This window comes from Burkholderia sp. AU4i (genome assembly GCF_000466765.1).
Taxonomy (GTDB): domain Bacteria; phylum Pseudomonadota; class Gammaproteobacteria; order Burkholderiales; family Burkholderiaceae; genus Burkholderia; species Burkholderia cepacia.
Window position 1 is genome coordinate 19,824 of record NZ_ASSI01000054.1, and the last position, 22,182, is coordinate 42,005.

At 66.3% G+C, this 22,182-nt stretch carries 25 protein-coding genes; 21 read left to right on the top strand and 4 right to left on the bottom strand.

What is annotated here, in order from left to right; genetic code table 11:
• Window positions 1-32: 32 nt before the first annotated feature.
• The 7 genes from L810_RS12390 to gltA all read left to right on the top strand — a co-directional run bounded on the left by L810_RS12390 (window position 33) and on the right by gltA (window position 5,973).
• Window positions 33-857 (top strand): GntR family transcriptional regulator, encoded by an 825-nt coding sequence (locus L810_RS12390; protein WP_034196031.1) that lies wholly within the window; start codon window positions 33-35, stop codon window positions 855-857.
• Window positions 858-1,028: 171 nt separating this feature from the next.
• Window positions 1,029-1,445, top strand: a complete 417-nt coding sequence (gene sdhC / locus L810_RS12395) for a succinate dehydrogenase, cytochrome b556 subunit (protein WP_021158703.1) — start codon at window positions 1,029-1,031, stop codon at window positions 1,443-1,445.
• Window positions 1,446-1,449: 4 nt separating this feature from the next.
• A complete protein-coding gene (gene sdhD, locus L810_RS12400; RefSeq protein ID WP_011355745.1) occupies window positions 1,450-1,818 on the top strand; it encodes a succinate dehydrogenase, hydrophobic membrane anchor protein in 369 nt (122 codons plus the stop codon).
• A gap of 3 nt (window positions 1,819-1,821) precedes the next feature.
• Complete coding sequence (gene sdhA / locus L810_RS12405) at window positions 1,822-3,597, top strand: succinate dehydrogenase flavoprotein subunit (protein WP_021158704.1); 1,776 nt, start codon at window positions 1,822-1,824, stop codon at window positions 3,595-3,597.
• Between the two features lie 21 nt (window positions 3,598-3,618).
• Complete coding sequence (locus L810_RS12410) at window positions 3,619-4,320, top strand: succinate dehydrogenase iron-sulfur subunit (protein ID WP_006479352.1); 702 nt, start codon at window positions 3,619-3,621, stop codon at window positions 4,318-4,320.
• Window positions 4,321-4,332: 12 nt separating this feature from the next.
• Window positions 4,333-4,605: an FAD assembly factor SdhE gene (locus L810_RS12415; RefSeq protein ID WP_011548107.1), complete on the top strand. Its 273-nt coding sequence runs from the start codon at window positions 4,333-4,335 to the stop codon at window positions 4,603-4,605.
• Window positions 4,606-4,671: 66 nt separating this feature from the next.
• A complete protein-coding gene (gene gltA / locus L810_RS12420; protein WP_011355741.1) occupies window positions 4,672-5,973 on the top strand; it encodes a citrate synthase in 1,302 nt (433 codons plus the stop codon).
• Window positions 5,974-6,062: 89 nt separating this feature from the next.
• Here the strand turns inward: gltA and L810_RS12425 are convergent, their stop codons facing one another.
• Window positions 6,063-7,028 (bottom strand): helix-turn-helix domain-containing protein, encoded by a 966-nt coding sequence (locus L810_RS12425; protein ID WP_021158705.1) that lies wholly within the window; start codon window positions 7,026-7,028, stop codon window positions 6,063-6,065.
• Window positions 7,029-7,100: 72 nt separating this feature from the next.
• Between L810_RS12425 and L810_RS12430 the strand changes: the two genes are divergently transcribed.
• From L810_RS12430 to L810_RS12450, 5 genes are all read left to right on the top strand, one after another.
• On the top strand, window positions 7,101-7,490 hold the full coding sequence (locus L810_RS12430) for a VOC family protein (RefSeq protein ID WP_021158706.1): 390 nt from the start codon (window positions 7,101-7,103) through the stop codon (window positions 7,488-7,490).
• A 110-nt stretch (window positions 7,491-7,600) separates the two neighbouring features.
• Window positions 7,601-8,851 (top strand): DUF1479 domain-containing protein, encoded by a 1,251-nt coding sequence (locus L810_RS12435; RefSeq protein ID WP_021158708.1) that lies wholly within the window; start codon window positions 7,601-7,603, stop codon window positions 8,849-8,851.
• A 228-nt stretch (window positions 8,852-9,079) separates the two neighbouring features.
• Entirely contained in the window at window positions 9,080-9,838 is a 759-nt protein-coding gene (locus L810_RS12440; RefSeq protein WP_021158709.1) for a dimethylarginine dimethylaminohydrolase family protein, read from the top strand.
• Window positions 9,839-9,936: 98 nt separating this feature from the next.
• Window positions 9,937-10,401 carry an Lrp/AsnC family transcriptional regulator gene (locus L810_RS12445; protein WP_021158710.1) on the top strand — a complete coding sequence of 155 codons (465 nt, stop codon included), beginning with the start codon at window positions 9,937-9,939 and terminating at the stop codon, window positions 10,399-10,401.
• A gap of 102 nt (window positions 10,402-10,503) precedes the next feature.
• Window positions 10,504-12,036, top strand: coding sequence for an amino acid permease (locus tag L810_RS12450; RefSeq protein ID WP_042974237.1), 1,533 nt, complete (start codon window positions 10,504-10,506; stop codon window positions 12,034-12,036).
• Between the two features lie 109 nt (window positions 12,037-12,145).
• On the opposite strand, the gene L810_RS12455 is transcribed toward L810_RS12450, so the two are convergent.
• On the bottom strand, window positions 12,146-13,060 hold the full coding sequence (locus L810_RS12455; RefSeq protein ID WP_021158712.1) for a LysR family transcriptional regulator: 915 nt from the start codon (window positions 13,058-13,060) through the stop codon (window positions 12,146-12,148).
• 200 nt (window positions 13,061-13,260) lie between these two features.
• Between L810_RS12455 and L810_RS12460 the strand changes: the two genes are divergently transcribed.
• Together L810_RS12460 and L810_RS12465 are read left to right on the top strand one after the other, a co-directional pair.
• Complete coding sequence (locus tag L810_RS12460) at window positions 13,261-14,646, top strand: MFS transporter (RefSeq protein ID WP_021158713.1); 1,386 nt, start codon at window positions 13,261-13,263, stop codon at window positions 14,644-14,646.
• Between the two features lie 15 nt (window positions 14,647-14,661).
• Entirely contained in the window at window positions 14,662-15,060 is a 399-nt protein-coding gene (locus tag L810_RS12465) for a hypothetical protein (protein WP_021158714.1), read from the top strand.
• Window positions 15,061-15,108: 48 nt separating this feature from the next.
• Here the strand turns inward: L810_RS12465 and L810_RS12470 are convergent, their stop codons facing one another.
• Together L810_RS12470 and L810_RS12475 are read right to left on the bottom strand one after the other, a co-directional pair.
• Window positions 15,109-15,834 (bottom strand): glutathione S-transferase, encoded by a 726-nt coding sequence (locus L810_RS12470; RefSeq protein WP_042974238.1) that lies wholly within the window; start codon window positions 15,832-15,834, stop codon window positions 15,109-15,111.
• 132 nt (window positions 15,835-15,966) lie between these two features.
• Complete coding sequence (locus L810_RS12475; protein WP_042974258.1) at window positions 15,967-16,290, bottom strand: cupin domain-containing protein; 324 nt, start codon at window positions 16,288-16,290, stop codon at window positions 15,967-15,969.
• A gap of 390 nt (window positions 16,291-16,680) precedes the next feature.
• Between L810_RS12475 and L810_RS12480 the strand changes: the two genes are divergently transcribed.
• The 7 genes from L810_RS12480 to leuB all read left to right on the top strand — a co-directional run bounded on the left by L810_RS12480 (window position 16,681) and on the right by leuB (window position 22,154).
• Window positions 16,681-17,502: a hypothetical protein gene (locus L810_RS12480; protein ID WP_042974240.1), complete on the top strand. Its 822-nt coding sequence runs from the start codon at window positions 16,681-16,683 to the stop codon at window positions 17,500-17,502.
• Between the two features lie 30 nt (window positions 17,503-17,532).
• The gene (locus L810_RS12485; RefSeq protein WP_042974259.1) at window positions 17,533-18,294 is read left to right on the top strand and encodes a hypothetical protein; all 762 of its coding nucleotides are present in this window, start codon (window positions 17,533-17,535) and stop codon (window positions 18,292-18,294) included.
• A gap of 56 nt (window positions 18,295-18,350) precedes the next feature.
• On the top strand, window positions 18,351-18,527 hold the full coding sequence (locus tag L810_RS47050) for a hypothetical protein (protein WP_021158715.1): 177 nt from the start codon (window positions 18,351-18,353) through the stop codon (window positions 18,525-18,527).
• A 204-nt stretch (window positions 18,528-18,731) separates the two neighbouring features.
• Window positions 18,732-20,141 (top strand): 3-isopropylmalate dehydratase large subunit, encoded by a 1,410-nt coding sequence (leuC, locus tag L810_RS12490; protein WP_021158716.1) that lies wholly within the window; start codon window positions 18,732-18,734, stop codon window positions 20,139-20,141.
• Window positions 20,142-20,144: 3 nt separating this feature from the next.
• Entirely contained in the window at window positions 20,145-20,291 is a 147-nt protein-coding gene (locus L810_RS12495) for an entericidin A/B family lipoprotein (RefSeq protein ID WP_021158717.1), read from the top strand.
• 68 nt (window positions 20,292-20,359) lie between these two features.
• Window positions 20,360-21,010 carry a 3-isopropylmalate dehydratase small subunit gene (gene leuD / locus L810_RS12500; protein WP_021158718.1) on the top strand — a complete coding sequence of 217 codons (651 nt, stop codon included), beginning with the start codon at window positions 20,360-20,362 and terminating at the stop codon, window positions 21,008-21,010.
• A 76-nt stretch (window positions 21,011-21,086) separates the two neighbouring features.
• On the top strand, window positions 21,087-22,154 hold the full coding sequence (leuB, locus tag L810_RS12505) for a 3-isopropylmalate dehydrogenase (RefSeq protein WP_021158719.1): 1,068 nt from the start codon (window positions 21,087-21,089) through the stop codon (window positions 22,152-22,154).
• The last annotated feature ends 28 nt before the right edge of the window (window positions 22,155-22,182 follow it).

A 22,182-nucleotide genomic window follows, 5' to 3' on the forward strand; every position in this document is an offset into this window, starting at 1 on the left:
TGAGTGGACGAAAAAGTGCGGTTTGTGATGAAATGCGCGCCATGACATCGAACCAGGCGAATACCGCGAATCAGACCGGCGCAGGCGGCCCAGGGCAGCCGGGCGCGAGCGATCCCGCGCCTTCGCCTGCGGCGCCGCCGTCGCCGACGTTCAGCCCGTTATACCAGCAGATTAAGTCATTGATCACGCAAAGTCTCGAATCCGGTGAATGGAAGCCGGGCGAGATCATCCCGAGCGAGGTGGAGCTCGCGGCCCGCTACAAGGTCAGCCAGGGCACCGTCCGCAAGGCGATCGACGAACTGGCCGCGGAAAACCTCGTGGTCCGGCGGCAGGGTAAGGGTACTTTTGTTGCGACGCACAATGAAGATCGCGCGCAGTTCCGCTTCCTGCGCCTGCTGGCCGACGACGGTGCCGAGCATCCGCACGTGAGCCGCCTGCTCGAATGCCGGCGCCTGCGCGCGCCGGCCGAGATCGCGCGGCAGCTCGACCTGAAGCCGGCCGATCCGGTCGTGCAGGTGCGCCGCCTGCTGGAGTTCGAGAACGAAGTGACGGTGCTCGACGAGATCTGGCTGCCGGGCGCGATGTTCCGCGGGCTCACGTTCGAGCGGCTGAGCGAGTACAAGGGGCCGCTCTACGCGATGTTCGAGACGGAGTTCGGCACGCGGATGATTCGCGCGACGGAGAAGATCCGCGCGGTGGCGGCGGAGCCGGCGGTGGCCGACCTGCTGCACGTGCCGGCGGGTTTTCCGTTGCTGTCGGTCGAGCGCGTGTCCTATACATATGGTGACCGGCCGGTGGAGGTGCGTCGCGGCTGGTATGTCACAACCGGGTACTACTATCAGAATGACTTGAGTTGACGGAGTTTCGGCTCAAGCCGAGTGCGTTCGCGTTTCCCACGCTCGCGAAGCACGTTTCGGGCCGCCTTTTGTTCTAGTTCGCGCAACTATCCAGAGCAGACTTTCGCTGCAGCGCGATATAAAAAGGCGCTAAAATCGCGGATTAGTGTGACAACATAGTAGGGGTCTAGCATGACTGATGCAGTAAGAAAGCCGAGGCCGGAATACCGGAACATCGGATTCGCCGATATCACGATGAAATATCGCATGCCGCTGGCAGCGATATTGTCGATTCTCCATCGAGTCAGCGGCGCGCTGCTGTTCTTGTTCCTGCCGTTCCTGCTGTTCCTCTTCGACCAGAGCCTCACGTCCGAGCTCAGCTTCGAAGTCTTCAAGGCTTTCCTCTCCAACATCATCGTCAAGCTGATCGTCCTCGCACTGTCGTGGGCCTTCTTCCACCATTTCTGCGCCGGCATTCGCCACCTGCTGATGGACGTCAACCACGACGCCGTCACGAAGGAAGGCGGCAAGCGGACGGCAGTCGTCGTCTTTGTCGTCTCGATCGCCCTGACGATCGCCATGGCACTCAAACTGTTCGGAGCATTCTAAGAAAATGGCAGCCAATAACCGAATCGGCTCGAAGCGCCTCGTCGTCGGCGCACATTACGGCCTGCGCGACTGGCTTGCGCAGCGCATCACCGCCACGATCATGGCGGTCTACACGGTCATTCTGCTCGTCCTGTTCTTCGGCGCGCACGATTTCTCGTACGAAGGCTGGGCATCGATCTTCGCCGCGCAATGGATGAAGCTCGCGACCTTCGTGATGCTGCTTTCCCTCTTCTACCACGCATGGGTCGGCGTGCGCGACATCTGGATGGACTACGTGAAGCCCGTCGGTGTGCGCCTGCTGCTGCAATCGCTGACCATCGTCTGGCTGCTCGCATGTGCGGGCTACGCCGCGCAGATTCTCTGGAGAGTGTAAAGAATGGCTGCAATCAAAACTAATCTCCCGCGCCGCAAGTTTGACGTCGTGATCGTCGGCGCGGGCGGCTCCGGCTTGCGCGCAGCGCTGCAACTGTCGCGCGCGGGCCTGTCGGTCGGCGTGCTGTCGAAGGTGTTCCCGACGCGTTCGCACACGGTGGCCGCGCAGGGCGGTATCGGTGCGTCGCTCGGCAACATGAGCGAAGACAACTGGCACTTCCACTTCTACGACACGATCAAGGGCTCCGACTGGCTCGGCGACCAGGACGCGATCGAGTTCATGTGCCGTGAAGCGCCGAACGTCGTGTACGAACTCGAACACTTCGGCATGCCGTTCGACCGCAATGCGGACGGCACGATCTACCAGCGCCCGTTCGGCGGCCATACCGCGAACTACGGCGAGAAGCCGGTCCAGCGCGCATGCGCGGCCGCCGACCGTACCGGTCACGCGCTGCTGCACACGCTGTACCAGCAGAACGTCGAAGCGAAGACGCAGTTCTTCGTCGAATGGATGGCGCTCGACCTGATCCGCGACGCGGACGGCGACGTGCTCGGCGTGACGGCCCTCGAGATGGAGACGGGTGACGTCTACATCATGGAAGGCAAGACGACGCTGTTCGCGACGGGCGGCGCAGGCCGGATCTTCGCGGCATCGACCAACGCGTTCATCAACACCGGCGACGGCCTCGGCATGGCTGCGCGCTCGGGCATCGCGCTGCAGGACATGGAGTTCTGGCAGTTCCACCCGACCGGCGTGGCCGGCGCGGGCGTGCTGATCACCGAAGGCGTGCGCGGCGAAGGCGGTATCCTGCGCAACGCGAACGGCGAGCGCTTCATGGAACGCTATGCACCGACGCTGAAGGACCTGGCGCCGCGTGACTTCGTGTCGCGTTCGATGGACCAGGAAATCAAGGAAGGCCGCGGCGTGGGTCCGAACAAGGATCACGTGCTGCTCGACCTGTCGCACATCGGCGCCGAGACGATCATGAAGCGTCTGCCGTCGATCCGCGAAATCGCGCTGAAGTTCGCGAACGTCGACGCGATCAAGGAACCGATCCCGGTCGTCCCGACGATCCACTACCAGATGGGCGGCATCCCGACCAACATCCACGGCCAGGTCGTCGGCACGTCGCGCGGTCACAAGGATCCGGTCAACGGCTTCTACGCAGTGGGCGAATGCTCGTGCGTGTCCGTGCACGGCGCGAACCGCCTCGGCACGAACTCGCTGCTGGACCTCGTGGTGTTCGGCCGTGCGGCCGGCAACCACATCGTCGAGCACGTGAAGAGCCAGAAGGAACACAAGCCGCTGCCGGCCGATGCAGGCGAATTCTCGCTGGCGCGCCTGGCGAAGCTGGACAAGTCGACCTCGGGCGAATACACGCAGGACGTCGCGAACGACATCCGTTCGACGATGCAGAAGCATGCAGGTGTGTTCCGCACGTCGGAGCTGCTGAAGGAAGGCGTCGACCAGATGGCCGGCCTGAAGGCGCGCGTGGAAAACATCCACCTGAAGGACAAGTCGAAGGTGTTCAACACCGCGCGCGTCGAAGCGCTCGAGCTGGAGAACCTGATCGAAGTGGCCCGCGCCACGATGGTGTCGGCGGAAGCGCGCAAGGAAAGCCGTGGCGCGCACGCACACAGCGACTACGAACACCGCGACGACGAGAACTGGCTGCGCCACACGCTGTGGTACAGCGAAGGCGATCGCCTCGACTACAAGCCGGTTCAAATGAAGCCGCTGACGGTCGACTCCGTGCCGCCGAAGCCGCGCACGTTCTAAGCCGAGTCAAAGGAATCCGAAATGGCAAAACGCATTTTTGAAGTCTACCGCTACGATCCGGACAAGGACGCAGCGCCGCGCATGCAGACGTACGAGCTCGAGATCCAGCATGAGCGCATGCTGCTCGACGCACTGGTGAAGCTGAAGGCACTGGACGAGACGCTGTCGTTCCGCCGTTCGTGCCGTGAAGGCGTGTGCGGCTCGGACGCGATGAACATCAACGGCAAGAACGGTCTCGCGTGCCTGACGAACCTGAACGACCTGCCGCAGAAGATCGTGCTGCGTCCGCTGCCGGGCCTGCCCGTCGTGCGGGACCTGATCGTCGACATGACGCACTTCTTCAACCAGTACCACTCGATCAAGCCGTACCTGATCAACGACGCGCCGCCGCCGGAGAAGGAACGCCTCCAGTCGCCGGAAGAGCGCGACGAGCTCGACGGCGTGTACGAGTGCATTCTGTGCGCGAGCTGCTCGACGTCGTGCCCGAGCTTCTGGTGGAACCCGGACAAGTTCGTCGGCCCGGCCGGCCTGCTGCAGGCTTACCGCTTCATCGCGGACAGCCGCGACACCGCTACCGGCGAGCGTCTCGACAACCTGGAAGACCCGTACCGTCTGTTCCGTTGCCATACGATCATGAACTGCGTCGACGTTTGCCCGAAGGGCCTGAACCCGACGAAGGCGATCGGCAAGATCAAGGAACTGATGGTTCGCCGCGCGGTTTAAGGCCGGGCTGCAATGAGCGACGATTCGCATCAATCCGACCCGCACCGTCGCGCGCGCCTTCGCTGGCGCGCGCGGCGGGGTCTGCTGGAAAACGACATCGTATTCGAGCGTTTCTTCGGCAGATACGAGCATGACCTCACCGATGCAGACGTAGGCGCGTTGTCGCGCCTGCTCGATCTGAGCGACAACGACCTGATGGACTTGCTCCTCGCGCGCAAGGAACCAGAAGGCGACCTAGACAGCCCGGACATTCACCGGCTGTTGGAGATGCTGCGCAACGTGTAACGCCAAGGTGTGACACGTTGTGCCCGTTATCGAATCCCGTTTCTTTATTTCGATTGAGGATGTGCCATGACTCCGTCTGATGTTAAAGCCACGCTATCGTTCAGCGACAACTCGCCGAGCGTCGAACTGCCGATCTACAAGGGCACGATGGGCCCGGACGTGATCGACATCCGCAAGCTGTACGGCCAGACCGGCAAGTTCACGTACGACCCGGGCTTCATGTCGACGGCAGCTTGTAATTCGGCGATCACGTACATCGACGGCGACAAGGGCGAGCTGCTGTACCGCGGCTACCCGATCGACAACCTCGCGCAAAACGCGGACTTCCTCGAAAGCTGCTACCTGCTGCTGAAGGGCGAACTGCCGAACGCAGCGCAGAAGAAGGAATTCGTCGACACCGTCACGAAGCACACGATGGTGCACGAGCAGATGCACTTCTTCTTCCGTGGCTTCCGCCGCGACGCGCACCCGATGGCGATCCTGGTCGCCGCAGTCGGCGCGCTGTCGGCGTTCTACCACGACTCGCTCGACATCAACGATCCGCGTCACCGTGAAGTGTCGGCGATCCGCATGATCGCGAAGCTGCCGACGCTCGTCGCGATGGCATACAAGTACAGCATCGGCCAGCCGTTCGTGTATCCGAAGAACTCGCTGTCGTACAGCGCGAACTTCATGCACATGATGTTCTCGAACCCGTGCGAAGAGTACAAGGTCAACGACGTGCTCGTTCGCGCACTCGACCGTATCCTGATCCTGCACGCCGACCACGAGCAGAACGCATCGACGTCGACCGTCCGCCTGGCCGGTTCGTCGGGCGCGAACCCGTTCGCATGTATCGCGGCCGGTATCGCGTGTCTGTGGGGCCCGGCGCACGGTGGTGCGAACGAAGCCGCGCTGAACATGCTCGAGCAGATCGGTTCGCCGGACAACATCCCCGAATTCATCAAGCAGGTGAAGGACAAGAATTCGGGCGTGAAGCTGATGGGCTTCGGTCACCGCGTGTACAAGAACTACGACCCGCGTGCGAAGCTGATGCGCGAAACGTGCTACGAAGTGCTGAACGAACTGGGCCTGCATGACGACCCGCTGTTCAAGCTCGCGATGCAGCTCGAGAAGATCGCGCTGGAAGACGAATACTTCGTGTCGCGCAAGCTGTACCCGAACGTCGACTTCTACTCGGGCATCGTTCAGCGCGCGCTGGGCATCCCGACGTCGATGTTCACGTGTATCTTCGCGATGGCACGTACGGTCGGCTGGATCGCACAGTGGAACGAAATGATCGGCGATCCGGAGCAGAAGATCGGCCGTCCGCGTCAGCTGTTCATCGGCGACACGCCGCGCGAAGCGAAGCCGCTCAACGCACGTTAAGCCGTGTTTGGCGCGAACGGCCGGCAGGCCGCTCGCGTCGGCAATCGCAACGCCACGACACCCCGACGGGTCATCCCGTCGGGGTGTTTTCATTTGCGCGCCGGATCGGCGCGATGCTCCAGCGACGGCGGGCGTGTGTCGAGTGCGGGCGCGTCGTCATCGGGCGCGTGGCCGTGCCGCACGAAGAACTGCCGGTAGGCGCCGGGCGTCATCCCGCGTGCGGCGAGGAACTGGCGGTTGAAGTTCGCGGCATTCGGAATGCCGCAGCGCGCGGCCACGGTCGCGATCGGCCAGTCGGTGCCGACGAGATGACGGCACGCGTGCGCGAGCCGCAGCCGCTGCACGTAGCGCCCGACGCTTTCGCCGAGATGCCGGACGAACAGGCGCTGCAGCGTGCGTTCGGACATGTGCGCAGCGGCGGCGAGCGCGTCGATGCGCAGCGGTTCGTGGAAGTGCCGGTCGATCGCGTCGAGCACGCGGTCGAGGCGCTCGGCTTCGGGGGCGGCCGTATCGGCGTGCGGTGTCGTGCGTTCGGTCCGGTCGTATGCGTGCGCTGTGGCGAGCGGCTCGCCGCCGGCTTCCGCGAGATCGGCGAGCGTGTCGAGCGCGGCCGCGAGCCTGGTGCGGGGCGACGGATCGAGCAGGTGCGGCAGCCGCGCCCGCATCGCGCGGGCTGTGTCCGGGTCGAAGCGCAGGCCCGGTGCGGCACGCCGCAGCAGCGAACGCAGCGGCGCGTATTCGGGACAACAGTCGGCCAGCCGCCGCGCCCAGTCGCCGTCGAACCAGATGACGACGGCGACTTCGGGTGCATCGTGATCGATGCGTGCGTTCGACGACCAGGTATGCGGCAGGTTGGGCGGCACGAGCACCAGGTCGTCGTCCGCATAGTGCGCGACGTGATCGCCGATGAAGCGCCGGCCGCGGCTGTTGAGCGTCAGCGTCAGTTCGTACTCGGGATGGCGATGCCATTCGAACGGAATGCGCGCGAGCTGGCGGTGATAGACACGGATCGAACAGCCGGGGGCGAACGTCACGTGCTCGTACTGCGGTTTCATCGCGGCCTCCGGGAGAGGGCGGGCATCGCGCCATGGCATGATCGAGGGCGATCGTCACGACGGAGCAATGCCATGTTTTCACATGTTTGCGTGGGCGTCAGCGACACAGCGCGCGCCTACGATTTCTACGCGCCGCTATTCGCGGAACTCGGGCTGCGCCTGAAATTCCGCGAGCCGGACGGCTGGTCGGGCTGGATGCCGGCCGACGCCGACCGGCCGCTGTTCTTCTTCGGCCAGCCGCTCGACGGCCGCGCGCCCGAACCGGGCAACGGCCACACGATCGCGTTCGTTGCGCCGACGCGCGCGCACGTCGATCGCTGCCACGCGCTCGCGCTGCGCCACGGCGGCACCTGCGAAGGGCCGCCGGGCCTGCGGCCGGACTATCACCGCGATTACTACGGCGCCTATTTCCGCGATCCGGACGGCAACAAGCTGTGCGTGGTCTGTCATCGTCCCGAGTGATCCAGGGTTGTCAGGATTGTATCGATAGTTGGCCGGATAACGGTGATCTCGGCTGCGCGCCGGCCGTACGCTGACGGCACATCACGACACCTGTCAGCGAGGAGACCACGATGCAACTGACGATTGACGATTTGCCAGCCGCGATTCGCGACGCGAAAAAGCGGCTGCGCGCCGACCTGCCCGGTTATGCGGCGACGTTCCGCGAGCTGGAGGGCGACATCGCGCGGCAGGTCGACGCGATCCGCCGCGCGCATGCGCATGGCCACGACGTGATTCCGGTGGTGCCGTTCGCGGACATCGCGGGCGGGACCGTCGATCCGCGCGCGGTCGCAGCGATCCGCGCGCATGGCGCGGTCGTGATCCGTCGCGTATTCGATGCGCGGCAGGCGCGCGACTGGAACGACGAGATCGGCGCGTACCTGGACGCGAACCGCTTCGCCGAGCGGCTCGATGTGCGCGCCGAGGACCGCTATTTCGGCAACCTTGCGTCGGGCAAGCCGCAGATCTACGGCGTTTATTGGTCGAAGCCGCAGGTGGCTGCGCGCCAGTCGCCGGCGCTGACGCAGGCGCGCGTGTTCCTGAACCGCCTGTGGCGGCACGCCGACGGCGGGCGTACGCACTTCGATCCCGACCAGGTGCCGGCCTATGCGGACCGGATTCGCCGCCGCCCGCCCGGCTCGACGTCGCTCGGGCTGTCGCCGCATGTCGACGGCGGTTCCGTCGAACGCTGGCTCGGCGCGAACTTCCGCCGGGTCTACCGTCACGTGCTGGCCGGCCGCTGGCGTGATTACGACCCATTCGATGCGGCGTTCCGTCCGGACGTCGAGGAGATTCCGTCGCCGGCCGTGTGCTCGATGTTCCGCACGTTCCAGGGCTGGACCGCGCTCACGCCGCAGGGGCCGGGCGACGGCACGCTGCAGTTGATCCCGGTTGCGAACGCGATGGCCTATGTCGTGCTGCGCGCGCTGCAGGACGACGTCGCCGACGACGACCTGTGCGGCGCGCGTCCGGGTCGCGCGCTGTCGATCCGGCCTGAATGGCACGCACTGTTGCTCGATGCGCTGGTGCCGATCCCGCACATGGAGCCGGGCGACGCGGTGTTCTGGCATGGCGACGTCGTGCACGCGGTCGAGGATGCGCACCGCGGCAGCGGCGACAGCAACGTGATGTACATCGCGGCCGCGCCCGGTTGCGCAAAGAACGACGCGTACCTGCTGCGCCAGCGGGCCGCGTTCCTGCGCGGCGAGAGCCCGCCCGATTTTCCGGCCGACCATTTCGAGGTCGAATTCGACGGACGCGGCGGGGAGGGCGATCTCTCGGCGCTCGGCCGTTCGCAGATGGGGTTCGGGCCGGGCGCTTAGCCCGCGTCGCACGGGAAAGCGGCCGTTCGCCACGCGGTTGCGCGTTGCGCAACATGAGCGAACGGCCGTCTGCCGAATCCGCTGCGGGCAGCGTTCAATTCGACGCAATCGGCTGTCGGCGCAGCCGAAATCGACGCGAATTGCGCAATTTGGCTTCCGATAATGGTCCGGACACAACGCAGCCGCCCCGTGTGCCGCACGGGTGTGGCGCTGACCATGGAGGAGTCGATGCAATTCACGCAAGCGATCGTTCGCCGTCCCGCGCCGTCCTGTGGCGCGGGCCTGACCACTGCCGCGCTCGGCGCGCCCGACTACGACAAGACGCTCACGCAGTTCCACGCATACTGCGACGCGCTGCGTACGCTGGGCGTCGAGCTGACCGAACTGCCGCCGCTGGACGCGTTTCCCGATTCGCACTTCGTCGAGGACGTCGCGGTCGTGACGCCGGAATTTGCGGTGATCACGCGACCCGGTGCACCCGCCCGGCGCGGCGAGACGGCGCACATCGAAGCGGCGCTCGCCGCGCATCGCGACCTGCTGCCGATGCAGGACGGCCGTCTCGACGGCGGCGACGTAATGCTGGTCGGCAAGCGCTTCTACATCGGCCTGACAGGCCGTACCGACGCCGAAGGCATCGCCGCGTTCGAATCGCTCGTGTCGCGCTACGGCTATTCGGTCGTCGCGGTGCCGGTGGGTGCCGGCCTGCATCTGAAGTCGGTCGTCAACGCACTCGGCGACGACACGCTGCTCGTGACCGAAGCGCTGGCCGCGCATCCGGCATTCGCCGACTATCGCCGGATCGCGATCTCGGCCGCCGACGAATACGCGGGCAACACGCTGCGCGTGAACGGCACGCTGATCACGCCGGCCGGCTACCCGCGCGTGCACGACGCGATCGCGTCGCTCGGGCTGCCGCTGCACGTGATCGACACGAGCGAGTTCCGCAAGATGGACGGCGGCCTGACCTGCCTGTCGCTGCGGTTCTAGCCGATTGGCGCGCGGCCGCTTCGGCCGGATAATGTGGCCCCCGCGCGGAACAGGAGACGTTCCGCGCACCAGCCACGACCCGACCGGAGCGAACGCGGATGACCGACAAGAAGATGCAGCTCGACAAGATCGATCTCCGGATCCTCGACATCCTGCGCACCGACGGGCGCATTTCCTACCGGAAGCTGTCGGAGCTCGTGAACCTCACGCCGCGGCCCTGCCAGGCGCGCGTGGAGCGGCTCGAGGCGCTCGGCGTGATCGAGGGCTACCGTGCGGTGATCAAGGCGCCGCGCGCGACCAAGCCGATCGTCGTGATCGCGCAGATCGTGCTGGCCGACCACGGGCGTTCGCAGGCGCCGTTCGAGGACGAGATGCGTGCGAATCCGGCCGTGCTCGATTGCTGGCTCGTGAGCGGCACGTTCGATTTTCTCGTGCGGCTCGCGTGCGAGGATCTCGACGAGTACCGGCGGATCGCGAACGTGTGGCTGGAAAGCCCGCGATTCCGGATCGAGAAGATCGTGACGACGGCCGAACTGCAGGCGATCAAGCGCAGCGTCGTGTGATGCGTCCGGCGGGGAACGGCCGGTTTCGACGCGAATGACCGGGCCTGACGATTTGTATTCCGAATCAAATTGTCCGGCCCGAATCCAATCAGGGTGAACACTATGGATGCTATGCAAGCGGCAGTGGAGACGGCCGCGCCGTCGGGCACGACGCTGAAGCGCCGTCTGCAGGGCCGCCACATCGCGATGATCGCGATCGGCGGCTCGATCGGCACGGGGCTGTTCGTCGCGTCGGGTGCGTCGGTCGCGCAGGCGGGGCCGGGCGGTGCGATCGCCGCGTATATCGCGATCGGGCTGATGGTGTACTTCGTCGTCACGGGCCTCGGCGAGATGGCCGCACTGATGCCGGTGTCGGGGTCGTTTGCGATCTATGGCGAGAAGTACGTCGACGAAGGCTTCGGCGTCGCGCTCGGCTGGACCTACTGGTACAGCTGGGCCGTGACGATCGCGATCGAGCTGGTCGCCGCGCAGATCGTGATGCGCTACTGGTTTCCGACCATACCCGGCATCTGGTGGGGCGCGGGCTTCCTCGTGCTGATCTTCCTGCTGAATACGCTGTCGGTGCGCGGCTTCGGGGAGTCGGAATACTGGTTCTCGCTGATCAAGGTCGTGACCGTGGTCGCGTTCATCGCGGCCGGGCTGCTGATCGCCGCCGGCCTGATCGGGAACGGGCATCCGGTCGGCTTGCGCAACTTCACGACCGGCGACGCGCCGTTTGTCGGCGGCGTGCACGCGATGATGAGCGTCGCGCTGATCGCGGGATTCTCGTTTCTCGGCACCGAGCTGGTCGGGATCACCGCCGGCGAATCGGAGAATCCGCGCAAGACGATCCCGCGTGCGGTGAAGCAGATTTTCTGGCGGATCATGCTGTTCTACGTGCTCGCGATCTTCGTGATCGGCCTGCTGGTGCCGTACACGGACCCGAACCTGCTGAAGAGCGACGTGACCGACATCGGCGTGAGCCCGTTCACGCTGGTGTTCAGCCATGCGGGTTTCCGGCTCGCCGCCGGCGCCATGAATCTCGTGATCCTGACGGCCGTGCTGTCGGCCGGCAACTCCGGCACCTACGCGGCGACGCGGATGCTGTACAACCTCGCGTCGGAAGGGCGCGCGCCGGCGATGTTCGCGACGCTGTCGCCGGGCGGCGTGCCGCGCAACGCGCTGTACGCGACGATGGCCGTCGGCGGGCTGTGCTTCCTCACGTCGTTGACCAACAACCAGAGCATCTATCTGTGGCTGCTGAACACGGTCGGCATCACGGGCTTCATCGCGTGGCTCGGCATCGCGGTCTGCCATTACCGGTTCCGCAAGGGGTTCCTGAAGCAGGGCTACCGGCTCGATCAGCTGCCGTACCGCGCGAAATGGTTCCCGTTCGGGCCGCTGTTCGCGATCGCGATCTGCATCGTGATCTCGCTCGGGCAGGATTACCAGGCGTTCTTCGCGGCCCGCATCGACTGGATGGAAGTGCTGTCGATCTACGTGTGGATTCCGCTGTTCGTCGCGATCTGGTGGGCATATCGCCGGGCGCGCAAGAGCCGGCTCGTGCGCTACGAGGAGATGGACATTGGGCCGTGGCTGACGCGCTCGGTCGAGGCCGTCGATGCGGCGGCCACGCAGCACGGGCACCCGCACTGACTTGTCGGTATGAAGGCGCGGCACCGAAAGCGCGGCAACGGAAGCCGGTCGTATCGGACGGCCGGCTCCGCAACGACGGCCCGCGCGGGGCGGCGCACGCAAACCGCGCTCAGTGCGCGTGCTGCAACCGCGCCTTCATGAAGTCCACCCACGCGCGCACTTTCTGCGGCACGTGCCGCGTCGCGACGTACAGCGCGTAGACGTTCTGCTGCGGAAACCGGTACGCGGGCAGCGCATCGACCAGCGTGCCGCTTTCGAGATCGTCGCGCACGAGCCATTCGGGCAGCAGCGCGACGCCGCTGCCCCGGCGCGCGAGTTCGGTCAACACCGATGCGTTGTCGACGACGACGCGAGGCTTCGCGGCCGGTCGAAACGCATGTTCGTTGCCCGCGCGATCGGTGAGCGTCCATTCCGCGATCCGCTCGAGCCGGCTGTGGCCGAGCTGCGGCAGGCGGGCGAGGTCGTCGGGCGACGCCGGTTTCGGGCGCCCGGCCTTCGCCGGCAGGTCGGGCGCCATCACGGCGAGGACGTCGTAGGTGGCGAGGCAGACGCCGCGATAGGGCAGGTCGCGAAAATGCTCGTGACGCCCGAGCCGGATCGCGACGTCGAAGCGGTCGCGCACGAGATCGGCCTGCGACGTATGCGTTTCGAGCCGCACGCGTAACGCGGGATGCTGCGCGGTGAACGCATGCAGCATCGGTGCGAGGACGCGCGCCGCATACTCGACGGTCGACGTCACACGCAGCATGCCCTGCATCCCGCCATGCTCGCCGCGCACTTCGTCGATCGCCCCTTCGGCTTCGTCGAGCACGCGCAGGCAGCGCTGGTAGAAGCGCTCGCCGGCGTCGGTCAGCTCGACACGCCGGGTCGTGCGCGTGAACAGCGTGACGCCGAGCTCGGCTTCGAGCTGCTTCACGTTGAAACTGACGGCCGCCCGCGCCTGGTTCAGTGCGGTGGCGGCGGCCGTGAACGAACCGGCTTCGACCACGGCACGGAAAACGGCGAAACGATCGAGGCTCACCATGGTTGGGGCGTGGGTCCTGTCTGGGTGTTGGATCGCTCGAAGGGTACCCGAATGTACGGCCGTGCGGCGTTGCGTCGTCGTGGCATCGTGGCGGCGCGATCCGATTGTCAAATAATTGCGACGGGACTCGTCGCATCCGGCCGCTTACCGATACGCGTGCCGGCTTCTACACTGCGGCGTTTCGTGATGTTCCCGCCGCCATGTCAGACCGTTCCAGAATCGCCGCCGTCTACCTGCTCGGCTTCGCGATCGACCTCGCGAACATGTTCATGCTGAACGCCGCGTATCCGGCGCTGCAGCGCGAACTGCACGCGTCGGTCGCGCAGCTTGCGTGGGTCGGCAACATGTACGTGCTCGGCCTGACCGTCGTGATTCCGTTCGGCACGTGGCTCGCGCGCCGCTGCGGCGAGCGGCGCGTGTTCGCGGCATCGCTGCTGCTGTTCGGGCTCGGCAGTGCCGGCGTCGGCGCGTCGCCGTCGATCGAGACGCTGCTCGCGTGGCGGCTGGTCCAGGGGCTCGGCGGCGGGCTGCTGATACCGGTCGGGCAGACGATGGCCTATCGCGCGTATCCGCCGCAGGCACGGGCACGGCTCACGTCGGTCGTGATGATGGTGGCGCTGCTCGTGCCGGCGTTGTCGCCGGCGATCGGCGGGGCGATCGTCGATCGCGGTTCGTGGCGCGCGATCTTCTTCGCGATGTTGCCGATCGCGGCCGCGACCTGCGCGCTCGCGTTCGCATGGCTGCCGCGCGACGGCGCGCGCGATCGGCCGCCGCGGCTCGACTGGCTGGGGCTCGGCCTGAGTGCGGTCACGCTCGTCGCGCTGCTGCTCGGGCTGACCGCCGCGGGGCAGCCCGGCGGCGCGGCATTCCCGCTCGCGATGCTGGCCGTCGCGAGCGCGGCGGGCGCGGGCTATGCGGCGCATGCGCGTCGCGCCCTGTCGCCGGTCGTCGACCTGCGCCTGCTCGCGCAGCCGCTGCTGCGAACCGGCGTGGTGGTCTATCTGTGCGTGCCGGGCATCTTCACGGGCGTCAACCTCGTCGCGTCGCTCTATCTGCAGAACGCGCTCGGGTTGAGCGCCGCGCATGCCGGCGCGCTGATGCTGCCGTGGGCGATCGCGGCGTGCTTCGCGATCGCGACCACGCGCCGCTGCTTCGCGCGCCACGGCGCGAAACCCTTGTTCGCGAGCGGCATCGCGATCGATTGCGTCGGCATCGCACTGCTCGCGACGCCCTGGGCCGACGTCGAAGCCGTGCGCATCGCGGCATTCGCGGCGATGGGTTTCGGTGCGAGCCTGTGCACGAGCACGTCGCAAAGCGCGGCGTTCGTCGATGTGCCTGCCGACCGGATGGGCGACGCGAGCGCGCTGTGGAACATCAACCGCCAGTTGAGCTTCTGCGTCGGCGTGGCCGTGCTCGGCAGCGCACTCAATGCGTTGCTGGCGTTCGACGCGGGCGGGCCGTCGCTCGCGCCGTACCGCTGGTGCTTCGGCCTGGCGGTGCTGCTGACGTTGCTGCCGCTGGGTCTGATTGCACGGCTTCCCGCATACCGTGCGCCGGTCGCGCAACCCGTTTCATCCCATTCGTGAGAACCTGAGAGCCTTATGAATTTGCCGAATCCGTATTTCAAGGAAGTCGTCGACACCGTTGCCGACATCGCGTGCTGGTTGTCCGGCCGTGCCGGCCCCGAGCGGCTCGCGACGCTGATGGCGCGTTTTTCGCCGGGATTTTCGATGATCACGATGTCGGGCACGGTGCTCGATTACGCGGGCATCGATGCGCTGTTTTCACACGGGCACGGCGCGCGCCCGGGGCTGGTGATCGACATCGACGAGTTGCGCGGGCTTGCCGTGTGGTCCGATGGCGCGACGATCGGCTATCGCGAGACGCAGACCGACGCGCAAGGGCAGCGCACGGTGCGGCGCTCGACGGTCGTGTTCCGGCGCGAGGCGGACGGGCTGATCGTGTGGCGCCATTTGCACGAGACGCCGGTCGCCGCGTGAGCGGGGCATCGGCGCCCCGCCTGAAGCGGCGCGGATGCGGTGCCGGCGTTACTTGTCCAGCTCCGGATAGTGCCGGAAGATGCCCATGTCGTTGAACGGGATGCGGCGTTCCGACGCGAGATAACGCGCCACCGGCGGATGCTCTGCGACGCGGTCGTGCAGCGCGACCAGCGCCGCGATTTTCCGCTCCGCGCGCTTCATCGCCTTCGGAAACGCGTAACGCAGCCCCTCGATCAACTGGAACATCGACAGGTCCGCATAGCTGAGTGCGTGGCCGGCGATGTAGCCGCTCTTGTGCGGGTTCTGGTCGAGTACGCGCTCGAAGTAACCGAGGAATTTCGGCAGCCGGTTCTCGCGGAAATCGGCTGCGCGCTCGGCGGCTTCCGCCTGCTGGTCCTCGTAGTAGAGGCCGCTTGCGATCGGATGGTGCGTGTCGTGGATCTCGGTGACGAAATCGGCGACGGTCAACTGAAGCTGGTGCACCCACAGCCTGCCGGCTTCGTCGTCCGGCGCGAGCCCGAGCCGCGCGCCGAGAAACAGCAGGATGTTCGCGGTCTGCCCGATCACCAGATCGCCGGCTTTCAGGAACGGCGGCGCAAACGGCACGCATTCCGCCTTCGCGCTGTCCATCATGCGCATCATCGCCGGCACTCCCATGCCGCGCCCCGATTCACGCGCGACGTCGACGTAGTCGGCTTCCGCCGCCTCGAGCGCGAGCCGCACATATTCGCCTCGGCCCTGGATCTCGGGCCAGTAATACAGTTCGTATCGCATGCTGTTTTCCCGTTCGTTGAAGCGGCCGCCACAGACATCGTGACGATCGGGCGGCCGCGCGTCGCGCGCCGCCCGCTGCGAATAGACAGTCTAGGCGATCGCGGAGAAAGTGCCGCGCGTCACCATCACGCGCTACGCGCCGCGCTCGCCGCCCTCGGGGCCGTAGAAGAACACCCAGGTCGAGAAGTCGCCGGAGAAGCCGGTGAAGCGGTGGTCGGCGTGTGCCGGGACGAACAGCACGTCACCGGCCGCGACCGCGCATTCGCGTCCGTCGACGACGAAGTGCGACGTGCCGGTGGCGATCACGTAGACCTCGTCGCGCGTATGCGGCTTCTGCTTGTCCTCGACGCGCGGCCGGTACAGCTCGACGTCGAGCGTGCCGTGGCGAAACAGCGTCGTGAACAGCGTGCCTGCTTCGTCGAGACGGGCGAGCGATTCGTTCAGGCCGAGCTTCATCGTCGTGTACTCCGGGTCCGGGTCGTGGGGATTGCCCATGTGCGTTGCGCCATCGTAGCGCGTCATGCGGGGGAAGTCGCGCGGCGTGCGGGGCGCATGATCGCCATCCGTGGAACGAATCGCGCAGGCGCTCACCCTATGTGAAACGCGGGCATCCATCCGTGAAACGAAGGCGCGATTGCGCGTATTGGCTCGCAAGCTTCACCGCAATTTAACAAACGCCGACTACGATCCGGGCTCGTCAATCGATGGAGGCGCGGCGATTAGACCCGCGCTGCGGTACTGCCGTCCGTCGCCACCTGTGCGACTCGCCCGACTGCGATTTCCCGTGACCGTGAATGCGACGCCGGGGTATCGCGTCGACGTCATTCGCATCATTTCGTATTTCTCATGAAACTGAATCCGCTGGCTTCTTCACGCAGAAAATTCCTGGCCGCCGCGCCGGCCGTCGCGGCGGTGCCGCTGCTGAGCGCATGCGGCGGCGACGACGTCACGTCGATGCCCGTTACCGACGCCGCGCTGGCCGCGCAGATGTCCGCGAAGCTGAATGCGCAGCTCGGCGATGCCGCGACGGTCGGCGCGATCCAGCCGGCGCTGACCGACGTCGGGTTTGCGTGGGACCTGCCGACGATGCCGGCGGCCCAGGCCGGCGCGATCGTCGCGTACAGCTTCGGCAATCGCCCGAACGCGGCAAGCGGCAATACGTCGAGCACGGGCGGCAACCAGTCCGCGCTGCCCGATCCGGGGCCCGTCAACGAAGCGCTCGCGGATGCCGTCTATCGCATTCGGCAACTGAAGCCGGTCAAGGTCTACGCGCAGTGGGAGATCGCCCGCTTTCTCGTGTCGAAATACGGGATGGGCGCCGACGTGCTGTCGTCGATCGAGCCCGTGATCGCGAGCGACGGCACGATCGTGTACCTCAGCACGGCCGGCGTGGCCGCCGAGGCCGTGTCGCGCGCGGGCGGCGCGGCGGCGATGGGCAGCGTCGCGGTGGTCGGCCATCGGGATCATGCGAAGCGCTGCATCCAGACCTCGCAGCAGGCGGGCATGAAGGCGGCCGCGGTTGCCGAGGTGCCGTTGCCGACGCGCTACGACCCGCAGTCGGGCCAGCCGTGGACGCGCAACCGCAGCCTGTACCTCGTGCACGACATGTATGCGCAGATGCTCGCCCGCGCGGTCGGCGCGACGATGCAGGCGTTCCCGAAGGGCTGACGCACTTTCTTTCTCCCGATTCCGATGACCATGCAGACCCGCCGCCATTTCCTCGCTTCCGCTGCCGCGCTTGCCGCGACCGGTACCGCCAGCACGCCGGGCTTCGCCGGCGACGCTCCCGTTTCAGACGCCGAACTGCAACGCCAGATGTTCGGCAAGCTGACGAACGAACTGAACGACCGCGCAGCCGCCGCCGACGAGGCCGGTTACCTGTTCGAGACGTTTTTCTCGTGGACGCCGCCGACCGTCCAGGCCACGGCCATCAACACGATTGCCGCATTCGCTTTGGGCAATCGCGCCGCGCCGTCGTCCGGCGCCGCGCCCGTGCCGGGCCCCGTGAACGAGGCGATTGCAGACGCCGTGTTCGTGCTGCGCCAGAAGGTTGCCGCGCGGATCTTTGCGCAGCAGGAAGTCGCGAGCGTGCTCGCGTCGAAATACGGGCTGACGGCCGGCGTGACGTCGATCGCGACACCGGCGCCGGCCGCCGGCAGCCCGATACCGACGCCTGACGGCGTCGTAACCGCGATCGTCAGGCAGGCCGGCTCGGCGTCGGCACTCGGCAACGTCGGTGTCGTCACGCATTCGGATCAGGCGTCGATTGCCGTGCGCGTGTCGAATGCCGCGGGGATGCAGGCCGCGGTGCCGGCGGGCCTGACGCTGCCGTCGCTCTACGACGCGTCCGCGCAGATGCCGGCCTTGCGGCGCCGCGATCTTTACCTGCTGAGCAACGTCGGGGTGCAACTCGGGATGCTGCGGCTCGAGCTGATCAACCGCGAATACCCGAACGGCTGACGCTGCGGGGCACTCGCGGTATCCGCTGCCGAACGACTTCACGTTCCGGGCGCCCGGTGTGCGGCGCAATCGCGAGCTACGGGCCGTTCAAGACGCCTTCGCCGCACGACACGTCGCAGCGAAGGGCGTTGTTCCGCAACGGCCGCTTCCACTTGCCGGAGGACACGCAGCGCTTCCGCGTGCAGCGCGATACCGACCCCACGAAGGCGGCCAGCCGGCGCGTGTCGCCGTGACACGCATCCCACGCGACGGCTGCAACCGCCGTCGCGCCGTGCGCGCCCGCATTTGCCGGGTAATGCCGATACAGGTATTGGCACTACCAGCCAAACCACTGTTTTTAATGGGTTTTTTCGCGTGCGGCCCGCGCCGTGACGCGTTCTGCGTGGCATAATCGACCGCATCCGCAAGGCTTGTAGTCACAACGACCCCGCATACCCATGGCACAGACTCTCTACGACAAACTGTGGAACACCCACGTGGTCCACACCGAGGAAGACGGCACGACTTTGCTCTACATCGACCGTCAGCTGCTGCATGAAGTCACGAGCCCGCAGGCATTCGAAGGGCTGAAGATCGCGCAGCGTCCGGTGTGGCGCATCAGCGCGAACCTGGCCGTGTCGGACCACAACGTGCCGACCACCGATCGCAGCCACGGCATCGCTGATCCCGTCTCGAAGCTGCAGGTCGACACGCTCGACGCGAACTGCGATGCGTTCGGCATCACGCAGTTCAAGATGAACGACGTGCGCCAGGGCATCGTCCACATCATCGGGCCGGAGCAGGGCGCGACGCTGCCGGGCATGACGATCGTGTGCGGCGATTCGCATACGTCGACGCACGGCGCGTTCGGCGCGCTCGCACACGGCATCGGCACGTCGGAAGTCGAGCACGTGCTCGCCACGCAAACCCTGCTGCAGAAGAAGAGCAAGAACATGCTCGTGAAGGTCGAGGGTGCGCTGCCGCGCGGATGTACCGCGAAGGACATCGTGCTCGCGATCATCGGCAAGATCGGCACGGCCGGCGGCACGGGCTACGCGATCGAATTCGGCGGCTCGACGATCCGCGCGCTGACGATGGAAGGCCGCATGACCGTCTGCAACATGGCGATCGAAGCCGGCGCGCGCGCGGGCATGGTCGCGGTGGACGACACGACCATCGATTACCTGAAGGGCCGTCCGTTCGTGCCGACCGGCGCGGAATGGGATCAGGCCGTCGAATACTGGCGTCAGTTCAAGTCGGACGAAGGCGCGCAGTTCGATCGCGTGGTCGAGCTGAACGCGGCCGAGATCGTGCCGCAGGTCACGTGGGGCACGTCGCCGGAAATGGTCACGTCGATCGACGGTCGCGTGCCCGATCCCGAACGCGAGAAGGATCCGGTCAAGCGCGACGCGATGGAACGTGCGCTGGCCTACATGGCGCTCGAGCCGAACACGCCGATCGAGTCGATCAAGGTCGACAAGATCTTCATCGGTTCGTGCACGAACGCGCGCATCGAGGACATCCGCGCAGCCGCGTACGTCGTGAAGAAGCTGAACCGTCGCGTCGCGTCGAACGTGCGGCTCGCGATGGTCGTGCCGGGCTCGGGCCTCGTGAAGGCGCAGGCCGAGCGCGAAGGGCTCGACAAGGTGTTCACGGATGCCGGTTTCGAATGGCGCGAGCCGGGCTGCTCGATGTGCCTCGCGATGAACGCCGACCGGCTGGATCCGGGCGAGCGCTGCGCGTCGACGTCGAACCGCAACTTCGAAGGCCGGCAGGGCGCGGGCGGTCGCACGCACCTCGTGAGCCCCGCGATGGCGGCGGCCGCGGCGATCGAAGGTCACTTCGTCGACATTCGCAAGCTGGGGTGACGCGTGACGGCATCGAAGGTCATCGCGCGGCTGGTTGCCGCGCTGGCGCTGGCGGGGCTGGGTTTCGGCCTTGCGGGCTGCAATACCGTCCAGGGCTTCGGGCAGGACGTCAACGCCGCCGGCAATGCGCTGAAGCGCGCCGCGGAGTGACGATTCCCGCCGAGAATTTGTCGATGTGCGCCGGCTGAACGCCGGCCCTTCAACCGGATAGACGGATCATGGAAAAATTCATTGTGCATACCGGCGTCGTGGCGCCGCTCGATCGCGAGAACGTCGACACCGACGCGATCATCCCGAAGCAGTTCCTGAAGTCGATCAAGCGCACGGGCTTCGGTCCGAACGCGTTCGACGAATGGCGTTACCTCGATCACGGCGAGCCGGGCCAGGACAACTCGAAGCGCCCGCTGAATCCCGACTTCGTGCTGAACCAGCCGCGCTACCAGGGTGCATCCGTGCTGCTCGCGCGCAAGAACTTCGGCTGCGGCAGCTCGCGCGAGCACGCGCCGTGGGCGCTGCAGCAGTACGGCTTCCGCGCGATCATCGCGCCGAGCTTCGCGGACATCTTCTTCAACAACTGCTACAAGAACGGGCTGCTGCCGATCGTGCTGACCGAGCAGCAGGTCGATCACCTGTTCAACGAGACGGCTGCGTTCAACGGTTTTCAGCTGACGATCGACCTCGACGCACAGGTCGTGCGTGCGGGGGACGGCCGCGAATATCCGTTCGAGATCGCCGCGTTCCGCAAGTACTGCCTGCTGAACGGCTTCGACGACATCGGCCTCACGCTGCGCCACGCGGACAAGATTCGCCAGTTCGAGGCCGAGCGCCTCGTGAAGCAGCCGTGGCTCAATACCAAGCTGGTCGGCTGACGTGCCTTTCGGGCGGGCGCGCCGGTGGCGCGCTCGCCGGCCTGCCTCATAAAACCTATCCAGTCAGGAATTTCGCATGAAGATTGCAGTGCTGCCCGGCGACGGCATCGGTCCGGAAATCGTCAATGAAGCGGTGAAGGTGCTGAACGCACTCGACGAGAAGTTCGAACTCGAACAGGCGCCGGTTGGCGGCGCGGGCTACGAGGCAAGCGGTCATCCGCTGCCGGACGCGACGCTTGCGCTCGCGAAGGAAGCCGACGCGATCCTGTTCGGCGCCGTGGGCGACTGGAAGTACGACTCGCTCGAGCGCGCGCTGCGCCCCGAGCAGGCGATCCTCGGGCTGCGCAAGCATCTCGAGCTGTTCGCGAACTTCCGCCCGGCGATCTGCTACCCGCAGCTCGTCGATGCGTCGCCGCTGAAGCCGGAGCTGGTCGCGGGCCTCGACATCCTGATCGTGCGCGAACTGAACGGCGACATCTACTTCGGCCAGCCGCGCGGCGTGCGTGCCGCACCGGACGGCCTGTTCGCGGGCGAACGCGAAGGCTTCGACACGATGCGCTATTCGGAACCTGAAGTGCGCCGTATCGCGCACGTCGCGTTCCAGGCGGCCCGCAAGCGCGCGAAGAAGCTGCTGTCGGTCGACAAGGCGAACGTGCTCGAAACGTCGCAGTTCTGGCGCGACATCATGATCGACGTGTCGAAGGAGTACGCGGACGTCGAGCTGTCGCACATGTACGTCGACAACGCGGCGATGCAGCTCGCGAAGGCGCCGAAGCAGTTCGACGTGATCGTCACCGGCAACATGTTCGGCGACATCCTGTCGGATGAAGCGTCGATGCTGACGGGCTCGATCGGCATGCTGCCGTCGGCGTCGCTCGACAAGAACAACAAGGGCCTGTACGAACCGTCGCACGGTTCGGCGCCGGACATCGCGGGCAAGGGCATCGCGAACCCGCTCGCGACGATCCTGTCGGCCGCGATGATGCTGCGTTACTCGCTGAATCGTGCGGAGCAGGCCGATCGCATCGAGCGCGCAGTGAAAACGGTGCTCGAACAGGGCTACCGCACGGGCGATATCGCGACGCCGGGTGGCAAGCAGGTCGGCACGACGGCGATGGGCGACGCGGTGGTCGCGGCGCTGTAACGCAGGCAAGTAGAAAGGGCGCGAACGG